Origin of the sequence: Cupriavidus laharis, from assembly GCF_914271435.1 — a bacterium.
GTDB classification, from domain to species: domain Bacteria; phylum Pseudomonadota; class Gammaproteobacteria; order Burkholderiales; family Burkholderiaceae; genus Cupriavidus; species Cupriavidus laharis.
The window spans coordinates 423,098-445,680 of sequence record NZ_CAJZAI010000003.1 but is presented as its reverse complement, the minus strand read 5'-3'; the positions used below and the strand labels follow the sequence as shown (position 1 = coordinate 445,680).

General features: G+C 65.1%; 20 protein-coding genes and 2 pseudogenes. 10 read left to right on the top strand and 12 right to left on the bottom strand.

Annotation, left to right across the window (positions count from 1 at the left end; translation table 11 throughout):
- Positions 1-4: 4 nt before the first annotated feature.
- Entirely contained in the window at positions 5-391 is a 387-nt protein-coding gene (locus LDO29_RS09310; protein WP_224079495.1) for a DUF3307 domain-containing protein, read from the top strand.
- Here LDO29_RS09310 and LDO29_RS09305 read toward each other — a convergent pair.
- The 3 genes and pseudogenes from LDO29_RS09305 to LDO29_RS09295 form a co-directional block, all read right to left on the bottom strand.
- Entirely contained in the window at positions 371-1,186 is an 816-nt protein-coding gene (locus LDO29_RS09305; RefSeq protein ID WP_224079494.1) for a tyrosine-type recombinase/integrase, read from the bottom strand. The two genes, LDO29_RS09310 and LDO29_RS09305, sit on opposite strands and share 21 nt — an antisense overlap.
- A 518-nt stretch (positions 1,187-1,704) precedes the next feature.
- Positions 1,705-2,289 (bottom strand): annotated as a pseudogene (locus LDO29_RS09300) (Dyp-type peroxidase); the annotation flags it as partial.
- A gap of 43 nt (positions 2,290-2,332) precedes the next feature.
- A pseudogene (locus LDO29_RS09295) lies at positions 2,333-4,201 on the bottom strand (FdhF/YdeP family oxidoreductase); the annotation flags it as partial.
- 699 nt (positions 4,202-4,900) lie between these two features.
- Between LDO29_RS09295 and LDO29_RS09290 the strand changes: the two are divergent.
- Complete coding sequence (locus LDO29_RS09290) at positions 4,901-5,320, top strand: hypothetical protein (RefSeq protein WP_224079493.1); 420 nt, start codon at positions 4,901-4,903, stop codon at positions 5,318-5,320.
- A gap of 15 nt (positions 5,321-5,335) precedes the next feature.
- Here the strand turns inward: LDO29_RS09290 and LDO29_RS09285 are convergent, their stop codons facing one another.
- The 4 genes from LDO29_RS09285 to cls all read right to left on the bottom strand — a co-directional run bounded on the left by LDO29_RS09285 (position 5,336) and on the right by cls (position 8,414).
- Positions 5,336-5,512 carry a hypothetical protein gene (locus LDO29_RS09285; protein ID WP_224079492.1) on the bottom strand — a complete coding sequence of 59 codons (177 nt, stop codon included), beginning with the start codon at positions 5,510-5,512 and terminating at the stop codon, positions 5,336-5,338.
- Between the two features lie 68 nt (positions 5,513-5,580).
- A complete protein-coding gene (locus tag LDO29_RS09280; protein WP_224079491.1) occupies positions 5,581-5,751 on the bottom strand; it encodes a hypothetical protein in 171 nt (56 codons plus the stop codon).
- 481 nt (positions 5,752-6,232) lie between these two features.
- Positions 6,233-6,889, bottom strand: a complete 657-nt coding sequence (locus LDO29_RS09275) for a TetR/AcrR family transcriptional regulator (RefSeq protein ID WP_224079490.1) — start codon at positions 6,887-6,889, stop codon at positions 6,233-6,235.
- 91 nt (positions 6,890-6,980) lie between these two features.
- Positions 6,981-8,414 carry a cardiolipin synthase gene (cls, locus tag LDO29_RS09270; protein ID WP_224079489.1) on the bottom strand — a complete coding sequence of 478 codons (1,434 nt, stop codon included), beginning with the start codon at positions 8,412-8,414 and terminating at the stop codon, positions 6,981-6,983.
- Between the two features lie 295 nt (positions 8,415-8,709).
- On the opposite strand from cls, the gene LDO29_RS09265 reads away from it, so the two are divergent.
- Positions 8,710-9,462 (top strand): response regulator transcription factor, encoded by a 753-nt coding sequence (locus LDO29_RS09265; RefSeq protein ID WP_224079613.1) that lies wholly within the window; start codon positions 8,710-8,712, stop codon positions 9,460-9,462.
- A gap of 6 nt (positions 9,463-9,468) precedes the next feature.
- On the opposite strand, the gene LDO29_RS09260 is transcribed toward LDO29_RS09265, so the two are convergent.
- The gene (locus tag LDO29_RS09260) at positions 9,469-11,304 is read right to left on the bottom strand and encodes an EAL domain-containing protein (protein ID WP_396022644.1); all 1,836 of its coding nucleotides are present in this window, start codon (positions 11,302-11,304) and stop codon (positions 9,469-9,471) included.
- Between the two features lie 281 nt (positions 11,305-11,585).
- Here LDO29_RS09260 and LDO29_RS09255 point away from each other — a divergent pair, with 281 nt between their 5' ends.
- Both LDO29_RS09255 and LDO29_RS09250 read left to right on the top strand, forming a co-directional pair.
- On the top strand, positions 11,586-13,187 hold the full coding sequence (locus LDO29_RS09255) for a methyl-accepting chemotaxis protein (protein WP_224079487.1): 1,602 nt from the start codon (positions 11,586-11,588) through the stop codon (positions 13,185-13,187).
- 191 nt (positions 13,188-13,378) lie between these two features.
- On the top strand, positions 13,379-13,972 hold the full coding sequence (locus LDO29_RS09250) for an HAD domain-containing protein (protein WP_224079486.1): 594 nt from the start codon (positions 13,379-13,381) through the stop codon (positions 13,970-13,972).
- Positions 13,973-14,038: 66 nt separating this feature from the next.
- Here LDO29_RS09250 and rocF read toward each other — a convergent pair whose 3' ends face one another.
- Positions 14,039-14,953 carry an arginase gene (gene rocF / locus LDO29_RS09245; protein ID WP_224079485.1) on the bottom strand — a complete coding sequence of 305 codons (915 nt, stop codon included), beginning with the start codon at positions 14,951-14,953 and terminating at the stop codon, positions 14,039-14,041.
- A 153-nt stretch (positions 14,954-15,106) separates the two neighbouring features.
- Positions 15,107-15,637 carry an MgtC/SapB family protein gene (locus tag LDO29_RS09240; protein ID WP_224079484.1) on the bottom strand — a complete coding sequence of 177 codons (531 nt, stop codon included), beginning with the start codon at positions 15,635-15,637 and terminating at the stop codon, positions 15,107-15,109.
- A 143-nt stretch (positions 15,638-15,780) separates the two neighbouring features.
- Here LDO29_RS09240 and LDO29_RS09235 point away from each other — a divergent pair, with 143 nt between their 5' ends.
- Entirely contained in the window at positions 15,781-16,152 is a 372-nt protein-coding gene (locus tag LDO29_RS09235; RefSeq protein ID WP_224079483.1) for a 5-carboxymethyl-2-hydroxymuconate Delta-isomerase, read from the top strand.
- Between the two features lie 308 nt (positions 16,153-16,460).
- Here LDO29_RS09235 and LDO29_RS09230 read toward each other — a convergent pair whose 3' ends face one another.
- Both LDO29_RS09230 and LDO29_RS09225 read right to left on the bottom strand, forming a co-directional pair.
- Positions 16,461-16,922 (bottom strand): HU family DNA-binding protein, encoded by a 462-nt coding sequence (locus LDO29_RS09230; protein WP_224079482.1) that lies wholly within the window; start codon positions 16,920-16,922, stop codon positions 16,461-16,463.
- 455 nt (positions 16,923-17,377) lie between these two features.
- A complete protein-coding gene (locus LDO29_RS09225; RefSeq protein ID WP_224079481.1) occupies positions 17,378-17,875 on the bottom strand; it encodes an Mpo1 family 2-hydroxy fatty acid dioxygenase in 498 nt (165 codons plus the stop codon).
- A 171-nt stretch (positions 17,876-18,046) separates the two neighbouring features.
- Between LDO29_RS09225 and LDO29_RS09220 the strand changes: the two genes are divergently transcribed.
- The 4 genes from LDO29_RS09220 to LDO29_RS09205 all read left to right on the top strand — a co-directional run bounded on the left by LDO29_RS09220 (position 18,047) and on the right by LDO29_RS09205 (position 22,553).
- Complete coding sequence (locus LDO29_RS09220) at positions 18,047-18,841, top strand: Crp/Fnr family transcriptional regulator (RefSeq protein ID WP_224079480.1); 795 nt, start codon at positions 18,047-18,049, stop codon at positions 18,839-18,841.
- Positions 18,842-18,855: 14 nt separating this feature from the next.
- Positions 18,856-19,701, top strand: coding sequence for an arylamine N-acetyltransferase family protein (locus LDO29_RS09215; protein WP_224079479.1), 846 nt, complete (start codon positions 18,856-18,858; stop codon positions 19,699-19,701).
- A gap of 202 nt (positions 19,702-19,903) precedes the next feature.
- The gene (locus LDO29_RS09210; protein ID WP_224079478.1) at positions 19,904-20,668 is read left to right on the top strand and encodes an SDR family oxidoreductase; all 765 of its coding nucleotides are present in this window, start codon (positions 19,904-19,906) and stop codon (positions 20,666-20,668) included.
- Positions 20,669-20,804: 136 nt separating this feature from the next.
- A complete protein-coding gene (locus tag LDO29_RS09205; protein WP_224079477.1) occupies positions 20,805-22,553 on the top strand; it encodes a class I adenylate-forming enzyme family protein in 1,749 nt (582 codons plus the stop codon).
- Positions 22,554-22,583: the final 30 nt, after the last annotated feature.

Sequence of the window (22,583 nt, the reverse complement as noted above, 5' to 3'; positions counted from 1 at the left end):
GCGGATGACTTTGGGTGGGGGGCTGGCCATGGCCTTGCTGCTGCTATTCGCGCTGTTCAGCAAGCATCTCGTATGCGACTTCCTGTGGCAGCCGAACTGGATGCTGGCCGGCAAGGGCGACTTTCGGAGTTTCGGTGGCTATGCCCACGCGGGCCTGCATGGCCTGTGCACGGCTGCGCTGCTCGGAGGGCTCGGCGTGACCTACTGGCTCTGGCTGGGGATCTTCGACGCTGTCGTCCACTACATGATCGATCGCTGGAAGGTGCGCCTCGGCCAACGTGCCAAGTTGACGCCAAATCTGCCGCAGTTCTGGTGGGCATTCGGCCTGGACCAGTACGCACACGTGCTGACCTACCTTGCTATCGTCTGGCTAATTGGGCGGCTGGATTGATTGTTGGCTTCCCTTCCTGATCGTGGCCAGGATGCGGTCGCAGGTGTGGTTGCTCGCGAGGCCAAGCAGCTGCGATACGCGCTCGCGCGGCACGCCGGCAAGCAGCGCACGCCGGCAATAGGTGTTCCGAAGAATGCGCGGGCTCATGTCGGGGGCCTCATGACCGATCTCTGCAAACGCGTCCCGCACGAGGTTCCCGAGGCTCATGTCGGTGACCGGCTTGCCGCTGGCACGCAGGGCGAAGAGCAGGCTGCCCGCGATCGGAAGCATTTCCCGCCGCGCCTTCCATGCCGCAAGCGCGGAGACAGCGAATGGCTCCAGTGGCACTGTCCGGGCAGGTTTTCCGCGCCCTTCCGCGACGCGCAGGTACGGCGCGTCGCAGGAAAACTGCAAGTCGTGGACGGTTGCCGCCCGCCCTTCCGCGGCCGTAACGCCTGCGCCGAGGAACAGGGCGACAACCGCACGCAGGCGCAGTCCCGAGACATCGCTGCCTCGATACGTCCGCACGAAATCCTGCAGTCGCAGGTCAACGTCCTCCGGCAGGAACAGTGGAACAGTGCTCTGGCCCGACCAGCCTGCATCGCCAGCAAGGTCGGCAGCCGGGTTGCTGTTCCTGACTCCGATCTCCACGAGATACCGGCAAAGACGATCCAGCAACTGCAGGTAGCGTGTGCGCGTGCCGGGAGCGTAGGAAAGGGCTTCGGCCTTGCGCCAGAACGCGTCGATGTGCTGGCTGTCGAAGTTCGCGATCGTCACGCCATGGGAGACCAGATGCCTGTGAAACCGGTCGAGCATGGCCCGATGCTGCACGATCGATTGCGGTGCGAAGCCGACCGTTCGGTGCCGGCGGGCTTGCGCTCCTGCCAGGCTGCATATGCAAGAGACGGATTCCTGAGCCAAAGATCTTTCATTTCTGCCCACTCGTTTTCCTCAGGCAGAATGGTAGGAAGCGGTGATGGGCCGGCGAGAGTACAGTCCCTCGAGTCCCTGAACAGAACAGTTGACTTGCGTCGGCGCTTGCGGGCCAGCGGTGTTTCTCATCGGCCACTATGCGCCGGGGCCGACGCAGCAGATCCCCACAGATCCCCATGAACGCCGGCAACGGTGTCCCCTTTTCTTTCTGTACACGGGACCGCGGGCGCCAACTGTCATCGACGCGCCGCCTGACGGACCGCTATCCTGCAATGGGCCGGGCTGCTGCGCGGGGTGCAAGACAGCGCCTCCGGCATCAGACCCGCCGGAGGACGCCCGGCCCGCCTCCGATCCGCCTCGCCGACAGCGTGGCCCTGATCCGGCGTGGTGCGCTACGAACGCTCCGCAGCGCCAGCGCGGGCATTCGGCTCGCGCTCGGCAAGCGCCTCGAGCAAGTCCGCCGAGGGGAGGAAGAACAGCGATCCTGTCACCGCACGGCTGAAGTCGAGCAGCTTGTCGTAGTTGCCCGGCGGGCGCCCGACGAACATGTTCTCCACCATCTGCTCGATCGGCGCAGGCGAGCGCGCGTAGCCAATGAAAAAGGCCCCGAACTCCCCCTTTCCCGGCTGGCCGAATGGCATGTTGTCGCGCAGGATCTTCACTTCCTCGCCCTCTTCGACAAGCGTCGTGAGCGAACTGTGCGACCAGGAAGGCTTGACCGCTTCATCCAGTTCGATGTCCGACAGCTTGCTGCGGCCGATGATCCGCTCCTGGGCCTCGACGGTCAGGTCATTCCACGCCGCCATGTCATGCAGGTATTTCTGCACGATCACATAGCTGCCGCCGGCGAACAGCGGATCCTCATCACCGATGGTCGTGAAGCGGACGGCTTCATCACCGTCAGGATTCTCGGTGCCGTCGACAAAGCTGGTTCCGCGCGGCGGAACGAAGTTACCGGGCCGCGGCGCGCCGGCTTCACGCTGCACGCCGCGGGCTTCTCTCTTTCTCTTTCTGGTCAGCCGACCCGGCTCACGTGGTTTCCGACCGCACCACGCGCACGGGAATCGACTTGTAGGACGGCGTACCGCTTTCCTTGTCGATGTAGTCGAGCGGAACCAGCACGTTCGCTTCCGGATAGTAAGCCGCCACCGAACCGCGCACGATATTCTCGTAGGCGATGGCGGTCAGTCCTTTCAGTTGAAGCTTCCGGCCTGTCACGATTGTCTCGATGTCGACCAGATCCCCATGCTCGAGCCCGCGCGCCGACATGTCCGATTCATTCATGAACAGCACGTCTCGGCGTCCGAACACGCCGCGATAGCGATCATCCAGCGCATAGATGGTGGTGTTGTACTGGTCATGGCTGCGGATGGTCATGAGGCGCAGCACGTTTTCGCCGGCGAGGACATCCGCGTCTTCCTTCACGCCACCATACACCGAGAACACCGCCTTGCCCGATGGCGTCGGCCACTTCCGCTCGGTGGGAGGCAGCGGCAAGCGGAATCCGCCGGGCACCCTGATACGGCCATTGAAGTCGTCGAATCCGGGCACCGTCTTTTCGATCAGGTCGCGGATCCTGTCATAGTCGGCAATCAGGTCGGCCCATGCTACCCGGGTGTTTGGCAGGGTTGCCTGGGCCATTCCTGCGATGATGGCCGGCTCGGAACGCAGGTGTTCCGACGCGGGCGCGAGCTTGCCGGCCGACGCATGGACCATCGACATCGAATCCTCGACCGTCATCGATTGCGGACCGGTGCCCTGCACATCGAGTTCGGTGCGCCCCAGGCAAGGAAATATGTAGGCCTCCCTACCGACCAGCAGGTGCGTGCGGTTCAGCTTCGTGCCGATGTGGACGCTCAGGTCCAGCGTCTTCATCGCCGGGAAGGCCTGCTCCGGATCCGGCAGCGCGACAGCGAAGTTGCCACCCAGGCATATCAATGCCTTGCACGTTCCATCGATCATGGCCTGCGCCGTCTTGACGGCATCATGCCCATGCTCCCGGGGCGGCTTGAATCCGAACACGTTCTCGATCCGTTCCAGGAAATCTTCCGACGGTTTTTCCGTAATGCCGACCGTCCGGTTACCCTGCACATTCGAATGACCGCGCAACGGGCAAATGCCCGCACCGGGCTTGCCGAAGTTTCCGCGCAGGAACAGAAGATCGGCAATCAACCTGACATTGGCGGTTCCCCTGCTATGCTGGGTAACGCCCATGCCGTAGGTGACGATCGTCGCATTCGATTCGGCGTAGAGTTTTGCCACCGACTCGAGATCTGCCCGGCTCAGGCCGCTCGCCTTTTCAATATCCTCCCACGAGGTGGCGTTAAGATCAGCAGCAAAATCATCGAAGCCTTCGGTGTATATGTCGATGAAATCACGATCGAGGATATTGCCCTGGTCTGCCTCCATGGCCAGGAGCGCCTTCATGATTCCCTTGAGCGCCGCGGCATCGCCGCCGGCATCGACCTGGTAATAGGTCGATGCAATCCTGGTCGACCCATACGTTGCCATTTCCAGCCAGTTCTGGGGGTCGGCGAACCGTTCGAGCGCCCGCTCGCGCAGCGGATTGAACACGATAATCGGCACGTTACGGCGCGCACACTCATGCAACGTTCCCATCATGCGCGGATGATTGGTGCCTGGATTATGGCCGATCGAGATGATCAGTTCGCAATGCTCGAAATCATCCAGTGAAACCGTGCCTTTCCCGATACCGATGGACTGCGGCAACCCGACACTGGTCGGTTCGTGGCACATATTGGAACAATCCGGGAAATTGTTGGTGCCATACTCCCGCGCAAAGAGCTGGAACAGATAAGCGGCTTCATTGGAAGCCCTGCCGGAGGTATAGAAGTCAACCTGACCGGGCGGCAGGGCGCGAAGGATACGGCCTGATACCTGGGACTTCTCGTCGAATGGCCATATCCGCTCCATTAAGCATCCAGCATATCCCGGAGTCAAAGTCGACTCTTTCCAGCCAATTGATTGGCTAGAGGTAACGATAGCGCTGTACGGTCTTTGCGAGCGCGCCTGTTACAAATAAATATCCGAAGCGCCGCCAAAGTATATGGATACTCACCCGCATTTCCAATGGAATATAAATTCCAGGACTGATTGGAATCAGTATATAAATCGGATCGTCATTTCTCCCGGTGTATAAATATCGCACCCGATCCGGTATATAAAATTCCCACGCATTGCATTTACCCGCTTGCCAGCAATGCACGCACTTCCATATCATTTTCCTGGCCATTACCATCGGCCTCGCAAGCCTGGTTCGATCCCAAAAAGGGCATGCCGGAGAAGATGGCCGGCGAGCCCTGCCCGATCCTCTTCGACGGCATCCGGCGTCGGAAAAAACGCAAAGGCCGAACGCAGTTCGAGGCTCGCGGCCTCGTGAAAGGTGCAGGCCATCCGCCCGGCAATTCGGGTATATCGCTAGCGCGGCCCGCTGGCCGGCCTGCCTATACTGGCAGGCGCACCGGGCACTGACAGGGAGCTGCCCGCTTGCGCCCTGAGCTTTTGGCAGGCATCGGCGGCCCGCCCATGGCCCCACTTCCGGCTGCCTGTCCACGGGCCATGAACATGGAGAAGGGCATGCCCAACGAACAATTCCTAGCCACCCAGGAAACGCGCCGCTCGGGCCTGCAGGCCCTGCGCGCCGCGCTGCTGCAGGTTCACAAGGAAGTCATTGGCTATGATCGCGGCCAGTACGAGCGCCTGAATGGCCCCATCCCCGCAGGTTTGTTCGTGCAGTTGGTGACGGAGGACAACTTCTTCCGCTGGCTCGACCCGCTGTCGCGCCTCATCATCGAGATCGATGAGGAACTGGAGTCCCCTGAACACCACGATGAAACCTGCCGCGCCGTAGCGCGTGCCACCGAAAGGTTGTTCAGCGACAAGGGCGACAACACGTTCCGCAAGCGCTACCAGGAAGCGCTGCAGGACGAATCCGGTGTCATCGTCGCGCACGGGCGGCTGATGTCCGTGATCGGGCAACTGCGGCAGCTGCCTTAAGCCCGCTCGCCGCGGCTACTTCTGCCGCGGGCGGGAAGCCTCGGTATCGACGGCAATCGGATCACTGGCCGGGAAGGTTTCCTTCAGGGCCTCATCCAGTTCGCGCTCAATCTGCTCGTCGGGCGTTTCTGGCGCAGGCTTGCCCTGCGTCCGGCCGGACTTTGGCGCATTCTGGGGTACCGGCTTGCTCATGGCAAAGCTCCTGTGTTGGCGGCCTGAGCGCGCACGGCAATTGCGCCTGCTGCCCAAGTCGCCTTACGTCAGTCAACGTCCGCGTCCGCCGCGTGAACCGCCCCAGCCGCCACGCCCGCCTCCGCGGCTACCGCCATGCCAGCCCCCATGACCGTGCCCGCCTCCATGGCCGTGCCAGCCACCGTGCCCACCGTACCAGCAGCATCGTCCGCCGCCATAGACGTAGGCAAAGCTGCCATAGAAGCTGCCGTAACCTGGCCCGTAATAGGGATAGCCGGGCGTTACCGGATATCCGCTGTAGTAAGGGGAGCCAGCCGGGTAAGCCGGATAGGCGAGATAGTCGCTGCTGTAATAGTCCGGGTACACGGCGCAGCCCGCCAATAGCGCAGCTATCGTTGCTGTTGCGAAAACGCCACCGATCGTGTATCGCATGATCCACCCAACACCTGCCAACGGGCTGAATTGCTCGACTGATATCAGTTAGACCCGCCATTCCTCAGGCCGATCCCCCGACTTCCTGCGTGCGGGCCACCCGACTTAGTGCCCGAAGACACAATTCATGAACAAATTTAGGACTTATCCGATTTTCTTATGAGAACTAACGGAATAGATTTCCCCGTGCACCCTTCCCGCGGGTGCCCGATGAGCCAGGGACCCCCTTCCTGGTTCCTTACGCTGCCACGATGGTCCCCGCCGTCGTGGCATTTTTTTTGACCGGCCTCAGTCCGGCGTCTGGAGACCTCGCTCCACCATATCGATCAAACGCTGCCCAAGCACCTCGGCCTGCGCCGGCTCCCTCCCGCGCAGGGGCCCGTCGAGCAGCAGCATGGCTAGGCCGTGCACCGCGGACCAGGCCAGGTATTCGGCACCGGGACGACGCCCGGCCGGCAGTATCCCCGCTTCGACCATCCTGTCCAGAGCCGCCGACAACAACTGGAAAGGATTCAGCCCACTGTGGCCCGCTTTCGCCGGGTCGGCATCGTTCTCCACCTCATCCGGCACGGAAAAGGCCGTGCGGAACAGGCCGGGTTCAGAGAGAGCAAAACGCAGATAGCCGGTGCCCACCGCGCGCAGGTTTGCGCGTGCCAGCGCCGCGGCGCTGCTACCGGGGCGAATACCGCCCAGTTCGGCTTCCATGGCAATCGCCAGCGCGGACAGCGCCGCCGCACGAACGGCCTGCAACAGGTCTTGCCGGCTGGAAAAATGCCGATAGGCCGCATTGGGCACCACGCCTGCCCGCCGCGTGGCTTCGCGCAGGACGATCGCATCCGGCCCCCCTTCGCGCGCCAGGTCAATGCCTGCCTCCAGCAGCGCGCGGCGCAGGTCGCCGTGGCGATACGTCGTGCGGGCCGGCATAGGTGGAGCAGTCCGGCTCATGATTCCCCCTGTACACACTGTTCTTGTTTTGCCCAGTCAATAGTGAACAGTGTACACAATAGAAAACACCGGCGCTGTCCCGATGCCTCGCCTACAGAATTGGCGCAAACAGTTTCGCTACATGCATCGCCACGCGCAGCGGCGCGGGAGCCCTGAGGAACTCGTCGACCCCGATGCGCCGCGCCTGCACAAAGTCGGCCTCCAGCATGTCGGCGACCTGGCCGGCAAACTCCTGATCGGCTGTCATCACCATCAGCTCGAAATTCAGCCGGAATGAACGGTTGTCCAGGTTCGCCGTGCCGACTGCCGCGGCGTCGTCGTCGATCAGGATGACCTTCTGGTGGAGAAAGCCTGGCTGGTAGCGGTACAGCTTGATGCCGGCGGTTACCGCCTGATGCGCATAAAGCGTGGACGCGGCAAAGACCACGAGGTGATCCGGCCTGGCCGGGATCAGGATGCGGACGTCTACCCCGCGCAGGACCGCCAGGCGGAGCACGGCAAAGACCGCCTCGTCGGGGACAAAATAAGGCGACGTGATCCAGACCCTGTGCCGCGCCGCCTGGATCGCCTCGACGAAGAACAGGGAACACGTTTCCTGCGCATCGGCCGGGCCAGTGGGCACTACCTGGCAGATCATGCGCCCGCCCACGTCAGGTGGCGGCATCAGCAGGTACGGCACTTCACGGGCGGCCCAGTACCAATCTTCGGCAAACGCCATCTGCAGGTCCAGCACGGCACTGCCGCGCACGCTGATATGCGTATCGCGCCACGGCGCCAGTGGCGGCTGCTGGCCGAGATACTCGACACCGACGTTGTGCCCGCCGACGAAGGCCTGCGCGCCGTCTACGATGACGAGCTTGCGATGGTTGCGGAAATTGAGCTGGAAGCGATTGACAAAGCCGCGGTGCGTGGAAAACGCTCGCGCCTCGACACCAGCCGCCAGCAGCGTCTTCACATAGCTGCGCGGCAAGGCGTGGCAGCCAATGCTGTCGTAGAGGAAGTAGACCTTGACGCCGGCCTGCGCACGCTCGCAAAGCAGCGCCTGGAGGCGCCGGCCGAGCACGTCGTCATGGACGATGAAGAACTGCACGATCACCACTTGCCTGGCGGCGGCCACCGCCTCGAAAATGGCATCGAACGTTGCCGTGCCATTGACCAGCAGGCGCACATCGTTGTTGGCCAGGCAGGGCATGCCGGTCAGCCGAGGCAGCGCGCGCATGCAGGCAGGCTCCGGTGCTTGCACTACGCAGGCACTGCGCGCCTGGCGGTCTTCAGGCGTCATGCCGTGGCGGATCTCCCGCAGACGGTCGTCGTTGAACCGGCGCGCGTTGACGTAGCCTGCGAACCGGCTCCTGCCAAAGATCAGGTAAGGCACCAGCGTAAAGTACGGCATCATCACCAGCGATCCCGCCCAGGCGATGGCGCCCGGCGCCGTGCGCACCGTCATGACGGCGTGCAGCGCGGCGAGCACGCCAATGACGTGAAAAATCAGGATGACCGTCGCGACAACGCTCGCGCTTAGCATGTGCAGGCTTCCCAGGCTCCCGTCATGCGGAACCGGACCACGATGAGTCCTATTTTGGCACAGTGATGTGCCTGCCGCGGCTCCCCCTGTTCCCGCGACCACCTCGATTGCCCGTTTCAGCCCGGGTGACAGCGCGGTCCACGCAAACCAGCCACGCTTCTGCGCTACCTCAATTTTCCGGCCGGAATCGGATTTGTCCGATTGTTAGGTGGCGTTTGCCTTTATACGCTTTCGGATCAACACCCTTCGGCAAACCCGATTTTCCGATTCCTGCGGCCACCCTATGCCTGACCCCATGAACATTGCGCTGCTGAGCGGTCAGTCAGCGCACCTGAAAGCCGTACCCGACCTGCTGGCCCGCTCAGGCTTCCAATGCAATGTCTTCGACTCTCCGCGCGCGCTCATTCAGGGCGTCAGCCTGGCGTCGTACGACATGCTGCTGATCCACGACGAGCTGTCTGACACCGTCGCCGTGGACGTGATCCGCACCGTGCGTTGCGCGCACTCGCGCGATCTGCCGATCGTGATGCTGGGCGGCAGCAGCAGCGAGGAAGCCCTGGTCGAGGCACTGGACGCCGGCGCCGACGACTACCTGTCCGGTCCGCTGAGCGCGCGGGTACTGCTGGCGCGCATGGCGGCGCTGCGCCGTCGTGCCACTGGAGACCGTCTGCGCCAGGGGCTGGTGGTGCGCGCGGGCCCGTACCAGCTCAACAGCATGGGCCGTTTCGCGACGCTGCACGGCGAACGCATCACGCTGACGCCCAAGGAATTCGACCTGGCCATGCTGCTGTTCTCCAACGCCGGGCGCGTGCTGGCCAACCGCCGCATCGAACAGGCCATCTGGCACCATGAACTGCCGCCCTTGTCGCGCGCGCTGGCCGGGCTGATGTCGCGCCTGCGCAAGACCTTGCGGCTCAGTCCGGAGACAGGCATTTCGATCACGGTCGTCTATGCGCACGGCTATCGCCTGGACATCCATGACGACCGCCCGCCCATGCGGCTGCCGAATCCGGTTTCCGGCCAGCCGCTGGCACTGGCCCACCGTTGAACCGGGCTACGCCGGCAGGCGGTCCACCAGCGTCTTGAAGTCGAGTACTGCAAGTCCGTTTGCGGCCCGCTTGGCCTCATGCTTGGCCGCCGCGGCCGCGGCGCCGATCTGTTGGCTGCCAAGGCGCCGCAACCCGCCAACCGCCTCCGCTTCCACACGCACCACGCCCGCCGCCATCGAGACCGGCGGGAAGAAGACCGGCTGACCGCTACGGTCCTCGGCGTGGATCCCGCCTGCAGCGCGGTCTGCCGGCGTGTACATGTCTCGCGCCGCATCATTGAAGCGCCGGATGGCCATGCCCACGCGCACCGGCCAGTCAGCGCTCTGGTAAAGCACCAGGAAATCGTCACCGCCGACGTGGCCCAGGAAATCGCGGGCGGGGTCGCAAGCCTCGGTCAGGATGGCCGCAGCGCCCTTGAGCATTTCGTCGCCTTTCCAGTAGCCGTACTTGTCGTTGTAGGACTTGAAGTGGTTCAGGTCGACATAACACGCGTAGAACGCATTGCCCGCTTCGATCAGGCGCTCGATATGCTGGTTCAGCGGAATGTTGCCGGGCAGAAAAGTGAGCGGATTGGCATAGCGCGCGGCCTCCATGCGGACCTCGGTGATGGCGCGGACCAGGTCTGCTCCGGTGCCAAGACCGATATAGCGTCCCTGGCTCGTGATGACAAAGCCCTCAGCCAGCGAGCGCGGGTTCTCGCCGGCCAGTATCTGCGTCATCGCTTCCAGCCCGGCATGCAGGTCGAAACAGGCGGGCTCGCGGTTGGCCAGCGTGATGCACGCCTTCTTGCCGTACAACTCGCGATGGAATGGCGCCGCGTAGCGGTCCATGAAGCTCTGCCGGTTGATGATGGCCAGCGGCTTCTGGTCGTCGCTGACGACTGCCACGGCCTGCAGTTCCGGCTGCGACTGGAACGCGCGCAGCACGTCGTCATTGGCCGTACCCGGCGAAACGGCCGGCGCGGCGCGCAACAAGCGCCCCGCCGTGATGCCTGACCACCCCGAGCGGACCATCTGGGGAAACACTGCGATCTGGCGCGAGGTCAGCACCTGCCTGACGTGCATGCCGGCCTGCGCGGGCGGCTCGGCCTGCGGCCGCCCAAGGTAGTAGCCCTGCGCCCCCGCCACGCCCAGGTCGCGGATCACGGCGAGTTCCTCTTCGTCCTCGATACCTTCGGCGATCACGCGGCCGCCGAAGGCCCCCATCATGCGCAATACGCCGCGCAGTATCTCCAGCCGCCGCGAGCACGACGCGATGCCGCGGATCAGCGACTTGTCGATCTTCACGAACTGCGGGGACAGGTGGGCCAGCAGGTCCAGGTTCGCATGGCCGGTGCCGAAGTCATCCAGCGCGTATTGCATGCCCAGTTCCCGCAGGACAGCCATGGCCTGTCCGAAGCTGGCCGCATCGCCGATCGGCGTCTGTTCCGTGACTTCAATCACGATGCGTGTCGGCGAGATGCCGGCGCCGAGCAGCACGGACAGGCCATTGCCGCGCTCGGCGAGCAGATGCCGCAGGGTAAGCGGGCTGAAGTTGAGGAAGAGCTTGCCCGGCAGGTCGAGCGCCCCCCAGGCCGCCAGCGCCGTGCGCGCGGCCTGCAGTTCCAGCGCAATCGTGCCGGCGGGGCTCGGCGCCAGCCTGAACAGCGCCTCCGGACTCTCATGCGGCGAGCCGGCCGGTCCACGGATCAGCGCTTCGTAGCCGAGCATCTCCGCAGATTCGGCCAACACAATGGGCTGGAACATGGCATGCAGGGGCGGTAGTGATGGCCACTGCAACGGCATGGAAGTACCCGCCTCGGGGCGGACATCTGAAAGCACGGCAGCGGGCAAGCCTGGCATAAGGGGGACCGGAAAATTGCTGGGCAAGCGCCCGGCGCACATTTCATGACAGAAACGTGACCGCAATATGACATCGGCAATAAGCAACACATGTCATGCTGCCGTCACATTCCTGACCGACCATCCGTGCCGGCCGAGGCCCGCGCGCCCCAAAAGCAAAGAAGCGTGACTGCCCGGCCCGGGTCAGGAACGTCCGAGGATTCCGCACTTCGCTGCAGTGCCGCAGCCTGCGCGATCCGATGGACATGCATGCGGGCAGTTAGCCCGCCGGAGTTGCTTTCGTGTTGCAGTCACTCAAGTTGTCCGTGCCGCAGTGGCGTGCCCGCCAGGCCTCGCGGCTTGCGCGCCTTCCCTTGCTGGCGCGGCTGTGCGCGGCGTTCGCGCTGGTGTACCTGTTCGGCGCTGCGGTCGGCGTGACAGGCATTGTCAACCTCATCGACCTGCGCCAGCGCAGCGACGCGCTCTATCGCCAGGACATGCACGGCGCAATCTCCGCCGAGCGTGCCCAGTCGGCACTGGCCATGCTGAGCCGGGCACAGTTGTCGGTAACCATGGCGACGAGCAGCAGCGAGCGCGATGAAGCCGCCGCGGACATCGACGCCGCGCTGGGCCGGCTCGATGCCGCGCTCGACGGAATCCGCCGTGCCGCGCCGGCGCAGGCAGAGCGCCTGCAGCCCGAGCGCGCCCAGGCCGGCAAGCTTCTGCTGGCGTATGTGGCCCTGGTACGGCAGCAGCCGCTGGACCCGCTGCAGTTCGACAGCGCGGTTTCCGTGGACGGCCATTTCGTCGCGGAACAGCTCATGAAGCTGAGCGGGATGATGGAAGCTGCGCGCGCGCGCCAGGAGCGGCAGGCCGCCGAAACCATGGCAAGCGTCGGCTCGCGCCAGGCCACAGCCCAGGCGCTGATGATCGGCCTGCTGGCCGCCAGCCTGGCAGCCGCTGCCGGTCTGGCATGGTTCGCTGCACGCAGCCTCACCGCCGAGCTCGGCGGTGAACCGGCGGACGCCGCGGGCGCTGCCACGCGCATTGCTGCCGGCGACCTCACCGGTGACATCCGCCTGCGCAGCGGCGACGCGCACAGCGTGCTGGGCCAGCTTTCGCACATGCGCGACCAGCTGGCCGGTGTGCTGGCACGCATCCGCGATTCCGCCCAGGACATCACCACCGCAAGCGCCGGCATTGCCGCGGGCAATCACGACCTTGCGGCACGCACCAACCAGCAGGCCGCTGCGCTGGCGGGCGCAGCCGACAGCGTGCGCCGGCTGGCCGAACTGGTCGAACAATCCCACGCCCAGGCCACTGAATCCAGCAGCGTTGCGCGGCAGGCGCGCGAAGCCGCGGACTCCGGCTCGGCAGTCGTGCGCGATATGAGTGGTGCAATGGAAGCCGTGCACGCGCATTCGCGGCGCATTGCCGAGGTCGTCACGCTGATCGAGAGCATTGCATTCCAGACCAATATCCTCGCCCTGAACGCAGCCGTCGAAGCCGCGCGCGCTGGCCCCGCCGGGCGCGGCTTTGCCGTGGTGGCACAGGAGGTGCGGGCACTCGCCCAGCGCAGTGCCAGCTCGGCCCGCGAAATCGGCGACATCGTCGGCAGCGCGACCCGTGAAATCGAGCGCGGTGCGCACCTGAGCGCGGGGGTGGTCAACGCCATGGACCGCATTGACTCCGCCGTGAGCCACAGCCACACGCTGGCCGGCCAACTGTGCGGACTGGCCGACGAGCAGGCGCAGGCAGTACGCGCGGTAGGACATTCCGTCGGCCAGCTCGAGCAGACCGCGCAGCAGAACGCGGAGCTGGTGGATACCGTCGCGGCGCAGGCCGAGCGCCTGGACGCGCTGGCGGCAGGGCTGGAGCAGGATGTGGCACGCTTTCGTTTTTAGCCCCCCAGACGCATACAAGCGGACAGATGTGTCGGCCGGAAACATTTGACATTGAGAGGTAACCGGCATTTACGAGTTCTGCGAGAAAGTTACAGATATGTTTCACTTGGTCGCGGCCTTGTTACGTGCGGCGCCCGGGTTGCCGAGTAATCTTTGCTCACACCAACCCGATGTGTAACCCCAAGGAAATCATGTCTGAACGACTCATCATGCTGGACGTACCCGGCGTACTGTATTCCGACCGGTCTCAGGCCCGGCTCGGCGGGGTTCCCGCTTCGGGCACCTTGCGCGATGTTCGCTTCTTCGACCCCATTGCGCTTGGCTATATCCGCCGGCTCTTTGGCCTGGCAGGCGCACGCGTGGTGGTGTCGGACGCCTGGCGGCGCGGCACGCCGGCCGCCATCCTCCAACAGCTCGACCTGCAGGTGGAAGGCATGACTCCACCGGTGGCAGGCGGCCACGGCGCGGAGATTTCCGCATACTTTGCCGCCCGTGCCACGCCGTCCTCCTATGTGATCCTGTCCTGCGCGCCGGCCGAATCCATGACCGAAGCGCAGCGCGAACACCTTGTCAGCGTCGACCCGGCCCAGGGCCTCACCGTCGAAAACTTCCGGCAGGCGCTGGACATTCTGGGTGTAGCCTGCCCGTCCACGCTGATGCCGCCTCCGCGGCTCGACGCGGGCCTCAGGGCCAAGCTGGCCCAGCTGCAGCGTCTCGCGCGCGAAGAACCGGCACGGTTCGACACGCCTGCGGAACCTGCGCCCGCCGCGGCACTGCACGTCTGAGCAAGTCATCCAGCCGATGAGCAAGGGGCACCAAGGCGTCCCTTGCTCTTTGCCCGCCAGGCGCCGTCAGCGCGCCCGCAGCAGCGTGGACTTGCCGAACAGGCTTTCCAGGAAGTCCACGACAAGCCTTGCCGTCTCATTGCGCACATCGCAGGCGGGGTTGAGTTCCATCACGTCCAGCGACGACAACCGCCCCGTGTCGGCGATCATCTCCATGCAGAGCTGCGTCTCGCGATAGGTAGGCCCGCCCAGGACAGTCGTGCCGACACCCGGTGCGATGGCTGAATCGATGAAATCCACGTCAAAGCTCACGTGCAGGTGCGTGTCGTCGTCCATGCCGGACAGCGCCTGCTCCATGGTCTCGCGCATGCCGTACTCATCGATGTAGCGCATATCGAACACTTTCAGGCCGAGCGCATGCAGCCGCAGCTTCTCCTGCGCGTCGACGCTGCGGATGCCTACCTGCCGGATTTCCTGCGGCAACACCGCCGGGGGCTGGCCGCCAAGCATGGTCAGCGGCGCGGGGCCGTCGCCGCACAGGCAGGCCACCGGCATGCCGTGCATGTTGCCGGTCGGCGTGCTGGCCCCGATATTCGCGTCGGCGTGCGCATCGAGCCAGAGCACCACCAGCTTCCGGCCAGCCTGGCGGCAGTGGCGTGCCACCGCGCTCACCGACCCCACCGCCATGCAGTGGTCGCCACCAAGCAGGACAGGCATCCTCCCCTCTTCAAGAATGCGCGTGCTGGCGTCGAACACACCGCGGTTCCAGGCCAGCACCTCATCGAGATGGCGCAAACCCTGCACGGGTGGCGCCTGAGGATTGACCGGACCGTCGATATTGCCGGCATCACGCACATCCAACCCCATCCTGGCGAGAGCCGGGACGATGTCGGCAATGCGCAGCGCCTCGGGACCCATGGTGCAGCCTCTGGTGCTTGCCCCGACATCCGTCGGCGCGCCAAACAGGGTAATCGGCTTCATGGCGGGGCCTCCTGTGCACGTTTGCGTGGTGGCGATCATGGTGGCACCTTGTCGCGGCGCAAGGTGCCCGATTCCTTCAAGCAGAATTCCTGCCGGGCAATGGCCAATTACAGCGCACGGCACGACCGTTCACTGACCACCAATGCCGAAGCCTCACGACCAGATGTCGTCGTCGCGATCGTCGCGATCGTCGCGTTTGGCCTGCTTTCCCGCGTCGCCATTGTCGCGACGGCCATTCTTGTCACCGTTGATCGGATCCAGCACACGATGCAGCCGCGTTTCCAGGCGCCCGCCCATCCATAGCAGGGCCATGCCGAGCACGAGCGCCAGGCCGCCGACCGCGTAGTAGCCCGCGCCCGCCGCAGCGCCCAGGACAGCTGCCAGCCAGATTGCCGCGGCGGTGGTCAGCCCCTGCGGGCGCTGGTGCACGCCGTGGCGGGCGATCACGCCCACGCCCAGGAAGCCGATGCCCGTCAGGAGGCCCTGCAGCACGCGAGAGATCGCGTCCATCGGATATCCGGACTGCGTCACCAGGCATACCGCCGTTGCCGCGCCCAGCGATACCAGCCCCAGCGTGCGCATGCCGGCGGCCTTGCCGCGCAGGTTGCGGTCCAGACCGATCACCGCACCTGCCAGCAGCCCGCAGAACAGGCGCAGGAAGATTTCGAAGCTGATGGTTTCCATATGTGTTCTTGTGGCAAATCCGACGCCGGAGGCTCCAATGCAAGCTTACCTCAGGCAACGGGGCAAGGCGGCCGAATGCCCGTATCATGGCGACTCGTCCCGGCCCCACCGGTCCGGCTTGTACCGCCCCACCCTACGCTGCCATGCCTCATCTCGTCATCGAAATCACCGAAAACACGCGCCTCAACTGTTCGCCCGAAGAACTGCTCGACGAGGCCAACGCCGCGCTGCTGGCGTCCGGCGAATTCGGCGAGGCCGATATCAAGTCACGCTGCATCATGCTGTCCACGTTCCGCCAGGGCGTGCAGGCCGCGGAGCGCGCCTTCGTGCACGCACGCCTGTCGATCCTGGATGGCCGCGAACTCGCGGTTCGGCGCGCGCTCGGCCAGGCCGTCTGCGACGTCATCGCCGAGGCGGTTCGCCCGGCCGCTGCCGAAGGACAGAGCGTGCAGATCAGCGTCGAGGTGTGCGAAATGGAGCGCGCCAGCTACGCCAAGCAGATCGTAGGCGGCTGAGGCCGTGCCGGGCTCAATGCACGGCGCACAAAAAAGAAAGCCCGCAGCCATCTCTGGCAGCGGGCAGGGCTTCCGGGAAGACACCGGGAGCCGGTTGCCATGGGGAGCGCCCCCGCACCCATGACGCTTTGGATTCTAGACGGCCATCTCCGGCTCCAGTTTGACTTTGGTTAAGTCAAAGCGAGTCTGGCGGACACGCCGCTGGTTACCTCGCCCGGGGCCTTTGCCGTGCCAGGCGGCGCCAATACCGCGCCGACAAAAAAAGGAGCCGACCAGCGGCTCCTTTCTCATGCGGATCGACTGGCCGGTCAGGCGGCAGCGTCCTTCAGCTTCTTCAGCGGGCGGACCTTCACCTTGACGCTGGCCGGCTTGGCCGGGAACCAGCGCTCTTCACCGGTGAACGGGTCCTTGCCGAAGCGCTTCTTCTTGGCCGGCACCTGTTGCGCCGTCACCTTCAGCAGGCCAGGCAGCGTGAATTCGCCAGCGCCCTTCTTGTTCAGCGCGCCGACGATGGTGTTTTCCAGGTGGGCCAGCACCGTCTTCACGGCCTTGGCTTCCAGCTGGGTCTGGGCTACCAGGTGAGCGACCAGGCTCGACTTGTTGAAGGTGTCCTTCAGCGGGCGCGGGGTCACCGCGGCAGCCGGAGCAGCCTTCTTGGCCGGCGCGGCCTTCTTGGCGGCAGCCTTCACGGGTGCCTTCGTTGCCGCAGCCTTCTTGGCGGCGGGCTTGGTTGCAGTCGTCTTCGCGGTCGGTTTCGCTTTGGTCGCCATATCGATATACGAGAGTTGAACAGATCAGTGCCGGCCGTTCGACGGCTTCGCGTTCGCGTTGCATGTACCCTTGCCGGCGCCACTGAATCATAGCGGAAACAACCGTGTGTCAAAGGGTTTTCATACGCGCAAGGGCCAAAACCCCGTGAAAACCCCGTATTTTGTCGCGGCTTTACCTCAGCAGAAGCGCGCCGGAGCACTACGTCCCCCCACTTTCGCGTTGTCGCGCATCTTCTGCGGGAAGAAAATCGCAAGTGTGCTCGTCCCCTGCAAGGCTCGCCGGCCCCTTTTTTCAGGGACTATTCGCCGAGCCGGACTGCAATCAGCGAGCCGGCAGCCAGGACCGCTGCGTGCAGGTCTCGCGTGGGCATCAGCACGCTAGGCGGCCTGTCGGCACGCCTGCGGCTGCCAGCCGGCATGGCCTGACCGGCGCCAGGAAAATACAAGCCGCCGTGTCAGGACGCGCGCGCCTCCATGGCGTCGCGGGTACCCGTCGCCAGCCCGCAGGCGAACGCGGTTTCCGCCACCAGGAACAGCGGTCCGATCAGCAGCCCAACGAGGTCGTCGACGAACGCAGGCTTGCGGCCCTCATAGTAGTGGCCGATGAACTGAATGATCCAGCCGGCGACGAACAGCCCTACGCCGGCAGCAAGCCATGCCCCCGTGGGAAACGCCGCCAGGTGGGCTCCGGCGTACAGGAACAGCGCAAGGACAACCGCCATGGCAGCGCCGAACCCCGCTGACAAGCGCAGGTAGAACAGGCACGACAGCACATACACCACCATGGCGGGCGTGAGATAGGCGGAACCGTCGCCCAACGGCATGGCGGGCCGCCCCAGCAGTGTGGCGACGGCAAGCACGATCATCGGGATGCCGATGAAATGCGTGGCGACATTGCGGTGATCGCGGTGATAGGCCGCGTAGTTGGCCAGGTGTTCGACCAGGGTTTTCATGGGGCGTCTCCTTGTGCGCGGATCCGATCGCTGCGGCATGCCGGCGCCTCGGCTGTCTTGTAGATTCTTGTGGATTTATAGTAGTGGGCACGTCCTGCGGCGTCTGTCTGATTTTTGACAGTCGGGCGCGCCGTGCAGTACGTATCAACCCGAACAGAACAAGGAGACGGCATGGCCATGGCTCAGTCCCCGGGCGACGGCGCGCGCGGCCCGTCAGGCATCCCCCGCGGCACACCGGGCGGCAACGCAGCGCCGCCGCGCGCTGACGCCGAAGCCGCGCTACGCGCGAGCCCATGGTTCCCCCAGTTGCCGGAGGCGCTACGCCAGGCGCTTCTGGAAGATGGCGCATGGCGCCAGCTCTCTGCCGGCGAAGCCCTGTTTGCCCGCGGCGACGCGTTCGATGGCCTCTATTGCGTAGCCAGCGGAACCCTGCAGGTCGATGCCGCCGGCGAGTCCGGCAAGGCGGCACTGCTCGGCCTGCTGGAAGCCGGCGCCTGGTTCGGCGAAATCTGCCTGTTCGATGGCCTGCCGCGCACCCATGACGCCCGCGCCGTGCACGCCGCGCTGCTGTGGCATATCCCTCGCGCGAGCCTGGAACGCCGGCTCGCGCAGCATCCTGCATGGTGGCGCGAGTTCGGCTTGCTGCTCGCGGCCAAGACGCGGCTCGTGTTCGACTATGTCGAGGAAATGCAACTGCTGCCGCCGGCCGCGCGCATCGCCCGCCGGCTGGCCGCTATCGCGCGCGGCTATGGCAACCCGCCTCACGCTGTGCAGGATGCAGCCCCCGCTCACCCATCCGCTGTCCAGACCGTGCGGATTCCGCAGGAACAGCTTGCTCAGATGCTCGGCCTGTCGCGGCAGACCGTCAACCAGGCACTGCGCGAGCTCGAATCGCGCGGCCTGCTGCACCTGCGGTACGGCAGCATCGAACTGCTGGACCTGGCCGCGCTCGAAGCGCTCAACTGAATACCGTACGCAACATGACCATGCTCGCCCCCTCCCGCCTGGACGCCTATCTTGCTCGCCTGGGCATCGACTCCCCGCCGTCTCCGACGCTGGAAGCGCTGGACACGCTGATCGCGGCGCAACTCACCAGCATCCCGTTCGAGAACATCGACCCGCTGCTGGGCCGCCCGGTACGGATCGACATTGACGCCGTCTTCGACAAGCTCGTCACGCGCAGGCGTGGCGGGTATTGCTTCGAGCTCAACACGCTGCTGGCCGCCGCGCTGGCGGCGCTGGGCTACACCGTGACGCCGCTTGCCGCACGCGTACGCTGGGGCGTGGCCGAAACCGTGCAGACCATGGCTTCGCACATGCTGCTGCGCGTGGAAGTGGCGCATCGCAGCTATCTTGCCGATGTGGGTTTTGGCGGTCCCACGCCTTTCCGGGCCCTGCCGCTGTCGGCACCGGCCGCAACGTCATTCCCGTACCGCCTGGTCGCGGCGCAGGAAGACGCCATGCCCAATGCATTCCATTGCCAGGACCTGGAAGTGCGCGGCGCGGAGGGCTGGCTCAAGGTCTACCGCTTCGACCTGTCGCCGCAGCCGTGGATCGATTTCATCCCGCGCAACTGGTACCTCAGCACGCACCCCGACAGCCATTTCACGCAGCGCCTGATGGCAGCCCGCACCGACGGCGACTTGCGCCTGACCCTTGCCAACGGCGAACTGGCCGAGCGCAGCACCGACGGCACCTTGCGGCGGCAGGCGCTGGCCTCGGCCGACGATGTCATCGATGCGCTCGCCAACCGCTTCCAGTTGGAACTGGACGCCGACACGCGCGACGGGCTCGGGCGTGTGCTGCCCACGCTGCTGCGCCCCTGAATACGGCTCCGCCCCTGCTACACGCCCCCATGCACGCCGCGCATTGCCCGCAGAAAGAATACTGATATGGACCCGCAGGCGGGGGCTTGCCAGTGGACTGGGCCAAAGGGCCCAACCATAATGTCCCGGCAGGCCCCAAGGGGCGCTGTCCAACTGAACACAGGCAGGCCCGGAGCGGGCCGCCCCGATATCAGGAGACTCCATGTCATTGTTCGATTTGTCGGGCAAGGTCGCGATCGTGACCGGCTCATCGCGCGGCATCGGCCGCGCCATCGCGGAGCAGCTGGCGGTCCAGGGTGCCAAAGTGGTCATCTCGTCGCGCAAGATCGAAGCGTGCCAGGACGTCGTTGACGCCATCAACGCGCGCCACGGCGCCGGCACCGCGATTGCCGTTCCGGCCAACATCTCGTCCAAGGACGACCTGCAGCGTCTCGTGGATGAAACCAACCGCGCCTTCGGCAAGATCGACGTCCTCGTCTGCAATGCCGCGTCAAACCCTTACTACGGCCCGATGAGCGGCGTGTCCGACGAGCAGTTCCGCAAGGTGCTGGACAACAACGTCATCTCGAACCACTGGCTGATCCAGATGGTGGCGCCGCAGATGATCGAGCGCAAGGACGGCTCGATCATCATCGTCTCGTCCATCGGCGGCCTGCGCGGCTCGCCGACCATCGGCGTGTACAACATCTCGAAGGCCGCCGACTTCCAGCTTGCCCGCAACCTCGCCGTGGAATTCGGACCGCACAACGTGCGCGTGAACTGCATTGCGCCGGGACTGATCAAGACCGACTTCGCACGTGCACTGTGGGAAGACCCCGAGCGCTACAAGCAATCCACCCAGGGCGCCCCGCTGCGCCGCATCGGCGAGCCGGTCGAGATCGCCGGCGCGGCCGTCTTCCTGGCCTCCGCCGCCAGCAGCTTCATGACAGGCCAGGCCATGGTCGTCGACGGCGGCGTCACGATCTGATGCCCTGACGCAAGGCGGCGCCGCCGCCTTGCCGGCCTTTCCCGCTGTTTGCCGCATTTTCCGTATTTCCCTGCATTTCCCTCAAGGATGGCGCAGCAAGCCATCCTCCACCTGCATTGCAGTCCGGGAGGCAGTCATGTCGAGCAACTTCCAGCCAGCCGGCAACTGGCCAGCCATTTCGCTGGCCGAGGCCCACGCCCGTCTTACCGCGCCTGGCGCCCCGTTCGAAACGGAGACGCGCGTCGTTCGCGGCATTCCCACCACTGTCTGGAAGAACGCGCCACCCACGCTGCGCGACCTGTTCCAGGCCACGCAGGCCTTCAGCGAACGCACCTTCGTGGTCTACGAAGACGAGCGTGTCAGCTATGCCGCCTTCCGGCGTGCGGCACTGCATCTCGCGCAGGCACTCATGCGCGACGGCATCCGCCCCGGCGACCGGGTAGCGGTTGCCATGCGCAACCTGCCCGAATGGCCCGTGGCGTTCTATGGTGCCCTGCTGACCGGCGCCGTCGTCACGCCGCTCAATGCGTGGTGGACCGGTGCCGAGCTCGAATATGGCCTGGTCGACTCAGGCAGCCGCATAGCCATTATCGATGCGGAACGGCTGGACCGACTCGCCGGCCACCTGCCCAACTGCCCCGCGCTGGAACGCGTCTACGTGTCGCGCGCGGGCTCGCCCGATGGCGACGCGCGGGTCGTGCCACTGGAAAGCGTGACCGGCCCTTCCACTGCGTGGGCAACGCTGCCCGAATTGACGCTGCCCGACGTGGACATCACGCCAGAAGACGACGCGACGATCTTCTATACCTCGGGCACTACCGGCAAACCCAAGGGCGCGCTCGGCACGCATCGCAATGCCACCAGCGTCGCCGTGGCAAGCCTGTTCGGCCCGCTGCGCAACCTGCTGCGCCGCGGCGAGCCGATTCCCGCGCCGGATCCCGCCGCGCCGCAGAAAGCCGCGCTGCTGTCTGTGCCGTTCTTCCACGTGACGGGCTGCATGGCCGTGCTGAACAGCGCGCTGGCGACTGGCGGCAAGATCGTGCTGATGCACCGCTGGGATGCGTTGCGCGCGCTCGAACTGATCGAGCGTGAACGTTGCACCACGGCTGGCGGCGTGCCCACCATCGCCTGGCAACTCCTGGAGCATCCGGAACGCGAACGCTTCGATCTTTCTTCGCTGGAAAGCATCAGCTATGGCGGCGCGCCGGCCTCGCCGGAACTCGTGCGCCGCATCGGCGAAACCATTCCGCAGTCAGCGCCAGGCATTGGCTGGGGCATGACCGAAACGTCCGCCACGTTCACGAGCCACAGCGCGGAAGAGTACGTCACGCGGCCGGACAGCAGCGGTCCGGCCCTGCCGATCGGCGAAATGAAGATCGTGGATGGCCGCGGACACCCGCTGCCGGTCGGCGAAGCCGGCGAGCTGATGGTACGCGGCGCAAATGTGGTTCGTGGCTACTGGAACAAACCTGAAGCCACCGCGCAGACCTTTTCGGATGGCTGGCTGCGCACCGGCGATATCGCCAGGCTCGACGACGAGGGTTACCTCTATATCGTCGACCGGATGAAGGACATGCTCATCCGCGGCGGCGAGAATATCTACTGCATCGAGGTAGAAAGCACGCTCTACGAGCACCCGGCGGTCATGGATGCCGCATTGGTCGGCATCCCGCACAAGACGCTGGGCGAAGAGCCTGGCGCCGTGGTCAGTCTGAAGCCCGGCATGCACGCCACCGAAGACGCGTTGCGCGGATTTGTCGCGGAGCGGCTGGCGGCGTTCAAGGTGCCGGTACGGATCATCGTCCTGCCCGGCCTGCTGCCGCGCAATGCGAACGGCAAGATCCTGAAGTCGAACTTGCGCAAGCTGTTCGAGCCAGACGCATGACCCGGGCCCGGCAGTCGGACAGTCAGGCAG

Coding starts and splice junctions, on each gene's coding strand:
- LDO29_RS09230 (WP_224079482.1), bottom strand. CDS start 16,922: ATGGCGACCAAAGCGAAACCGACCGCGAAGACGACTGCAACCAAGCCC.
- LDO29_RS09305 (WP_224079494.1), bottom strand. CDS start 1,186: ATGCTCGACCGGTTTCACAGGCATCTGGTCTCCCATGGCGTGACGATC.
- LDO29_RS09290 (WP_224079493.1), top strand. CDS start 4,901: ATGCCCAACGAACAATTCCTAGCCACCCAGGAAACGCGCCGCTCGGGC.
- LDO29_RS09235 (WP_224079483.1), top strand. CDS start 15,781: ATGCCTCATCTCGTCATCGAAATCACCGAAAACACGCGCCTCAACTGT.
- LDO29_RS09310 (WP_224079495.1), top strand. CDS start 5: ATGACTTTGGGTGGGGGGCTGGCCATGGCCTTGCTGCTGCTATTCGCG.
- rocF (WP_224079485.1), bottom strand. CDS start 14,953: ATGAAGCCGATTACCCTGTTTGGCGCGCCGACGGATGTCGGGGCAAGC.
- LDO29_RS09210 (WP_224079478.1), top strand. CDS start 19,904: ATGTCATTGTTCGATTTGTCGGGCAAGGTCGCGATCGTGACCGGCTCA.
- LDO29_RS09240 (WP_224079484.1), bottom strand. CDS start 15,637: ATGGAAACCATCAGCTTCGAAATCTTCCTGCGCCTGTTCTGCGGGCTG.
- LDO29_RS09260 (WP_396022644.1), bottom strand. CDS start 11,304: ATGCCAGGCTTGCCCGCTGCCGTGCTTTCAGATGTCCGCCCCGAGGCG.
- LDO29_RS09225 (WP_224079481.1), bottom strand. CDS start 17,875: ATGAAAACCCTGGTCGAACACCTGGCCAACTACGCGGCCTATCACCGC.
- LDO29_RS09215 (WP_224079479.1), top strand. CDS start 18,856: ATGACCATGCTCGCCCCCTCCCGCCTGGACGCCTATCTTGCTCGCCTG.
- LDO29_RS09265 (WP_224079613.1), top strand. CDS start 8,710: ATGAACATTGCGCTGCTGAGCGGTCAGTCAGCGCACCTGAAAGCCGTA.
- cls (WP_224079489.1), bottom strand. CDS start 8,414: ATGCTAAGCGCGAGCGTTGTCGCGACGGTCATCCTGATTTTTCACGTC.
- LDO29_RS09280 (WP_224079491.1), bottom strand. CDS start 5,751: ATGGCAGCTTTGCCTACGTCTATGGCGGCGGACGATGCTGCTGGTACG.
- LDO29_RS09285 (WP_224079492.1), bottom strand. CDS start 5,512: ATGAGCAAGCCGGTACCCCAGAATGCGCCAAAGTCCGGCCGGACGCAG.
- LDO29_RS09275 (WP_224079490.1), bottom strand. CDS start 6,889: ATGAGCCGGACTGCTCCACCTATGCCGGCCCGCACGACGTATCGCCAC.
- LDO29_RS09220 (WP_224079480.1), top strand. CDS start 18,047: ATGGCCATGGCTCAGTCCCCGGGCGACGGCGCGCGCGGCCCGTCAGGC.
- LDO29_RS09250 (WP_224079486.1), top strand. CDS start 13,379: ATGTCTGAACGACTCATCATGCTGGACGTACCCGGCGTACTGTATTCC.
- LDO29_RS09205 (WP_224079477.1), top strand. CDS start 20,805: ATGTCGAGCAACTTCCAGCCAGCCGGCAACTGGCCAGCCATTTCGCTG.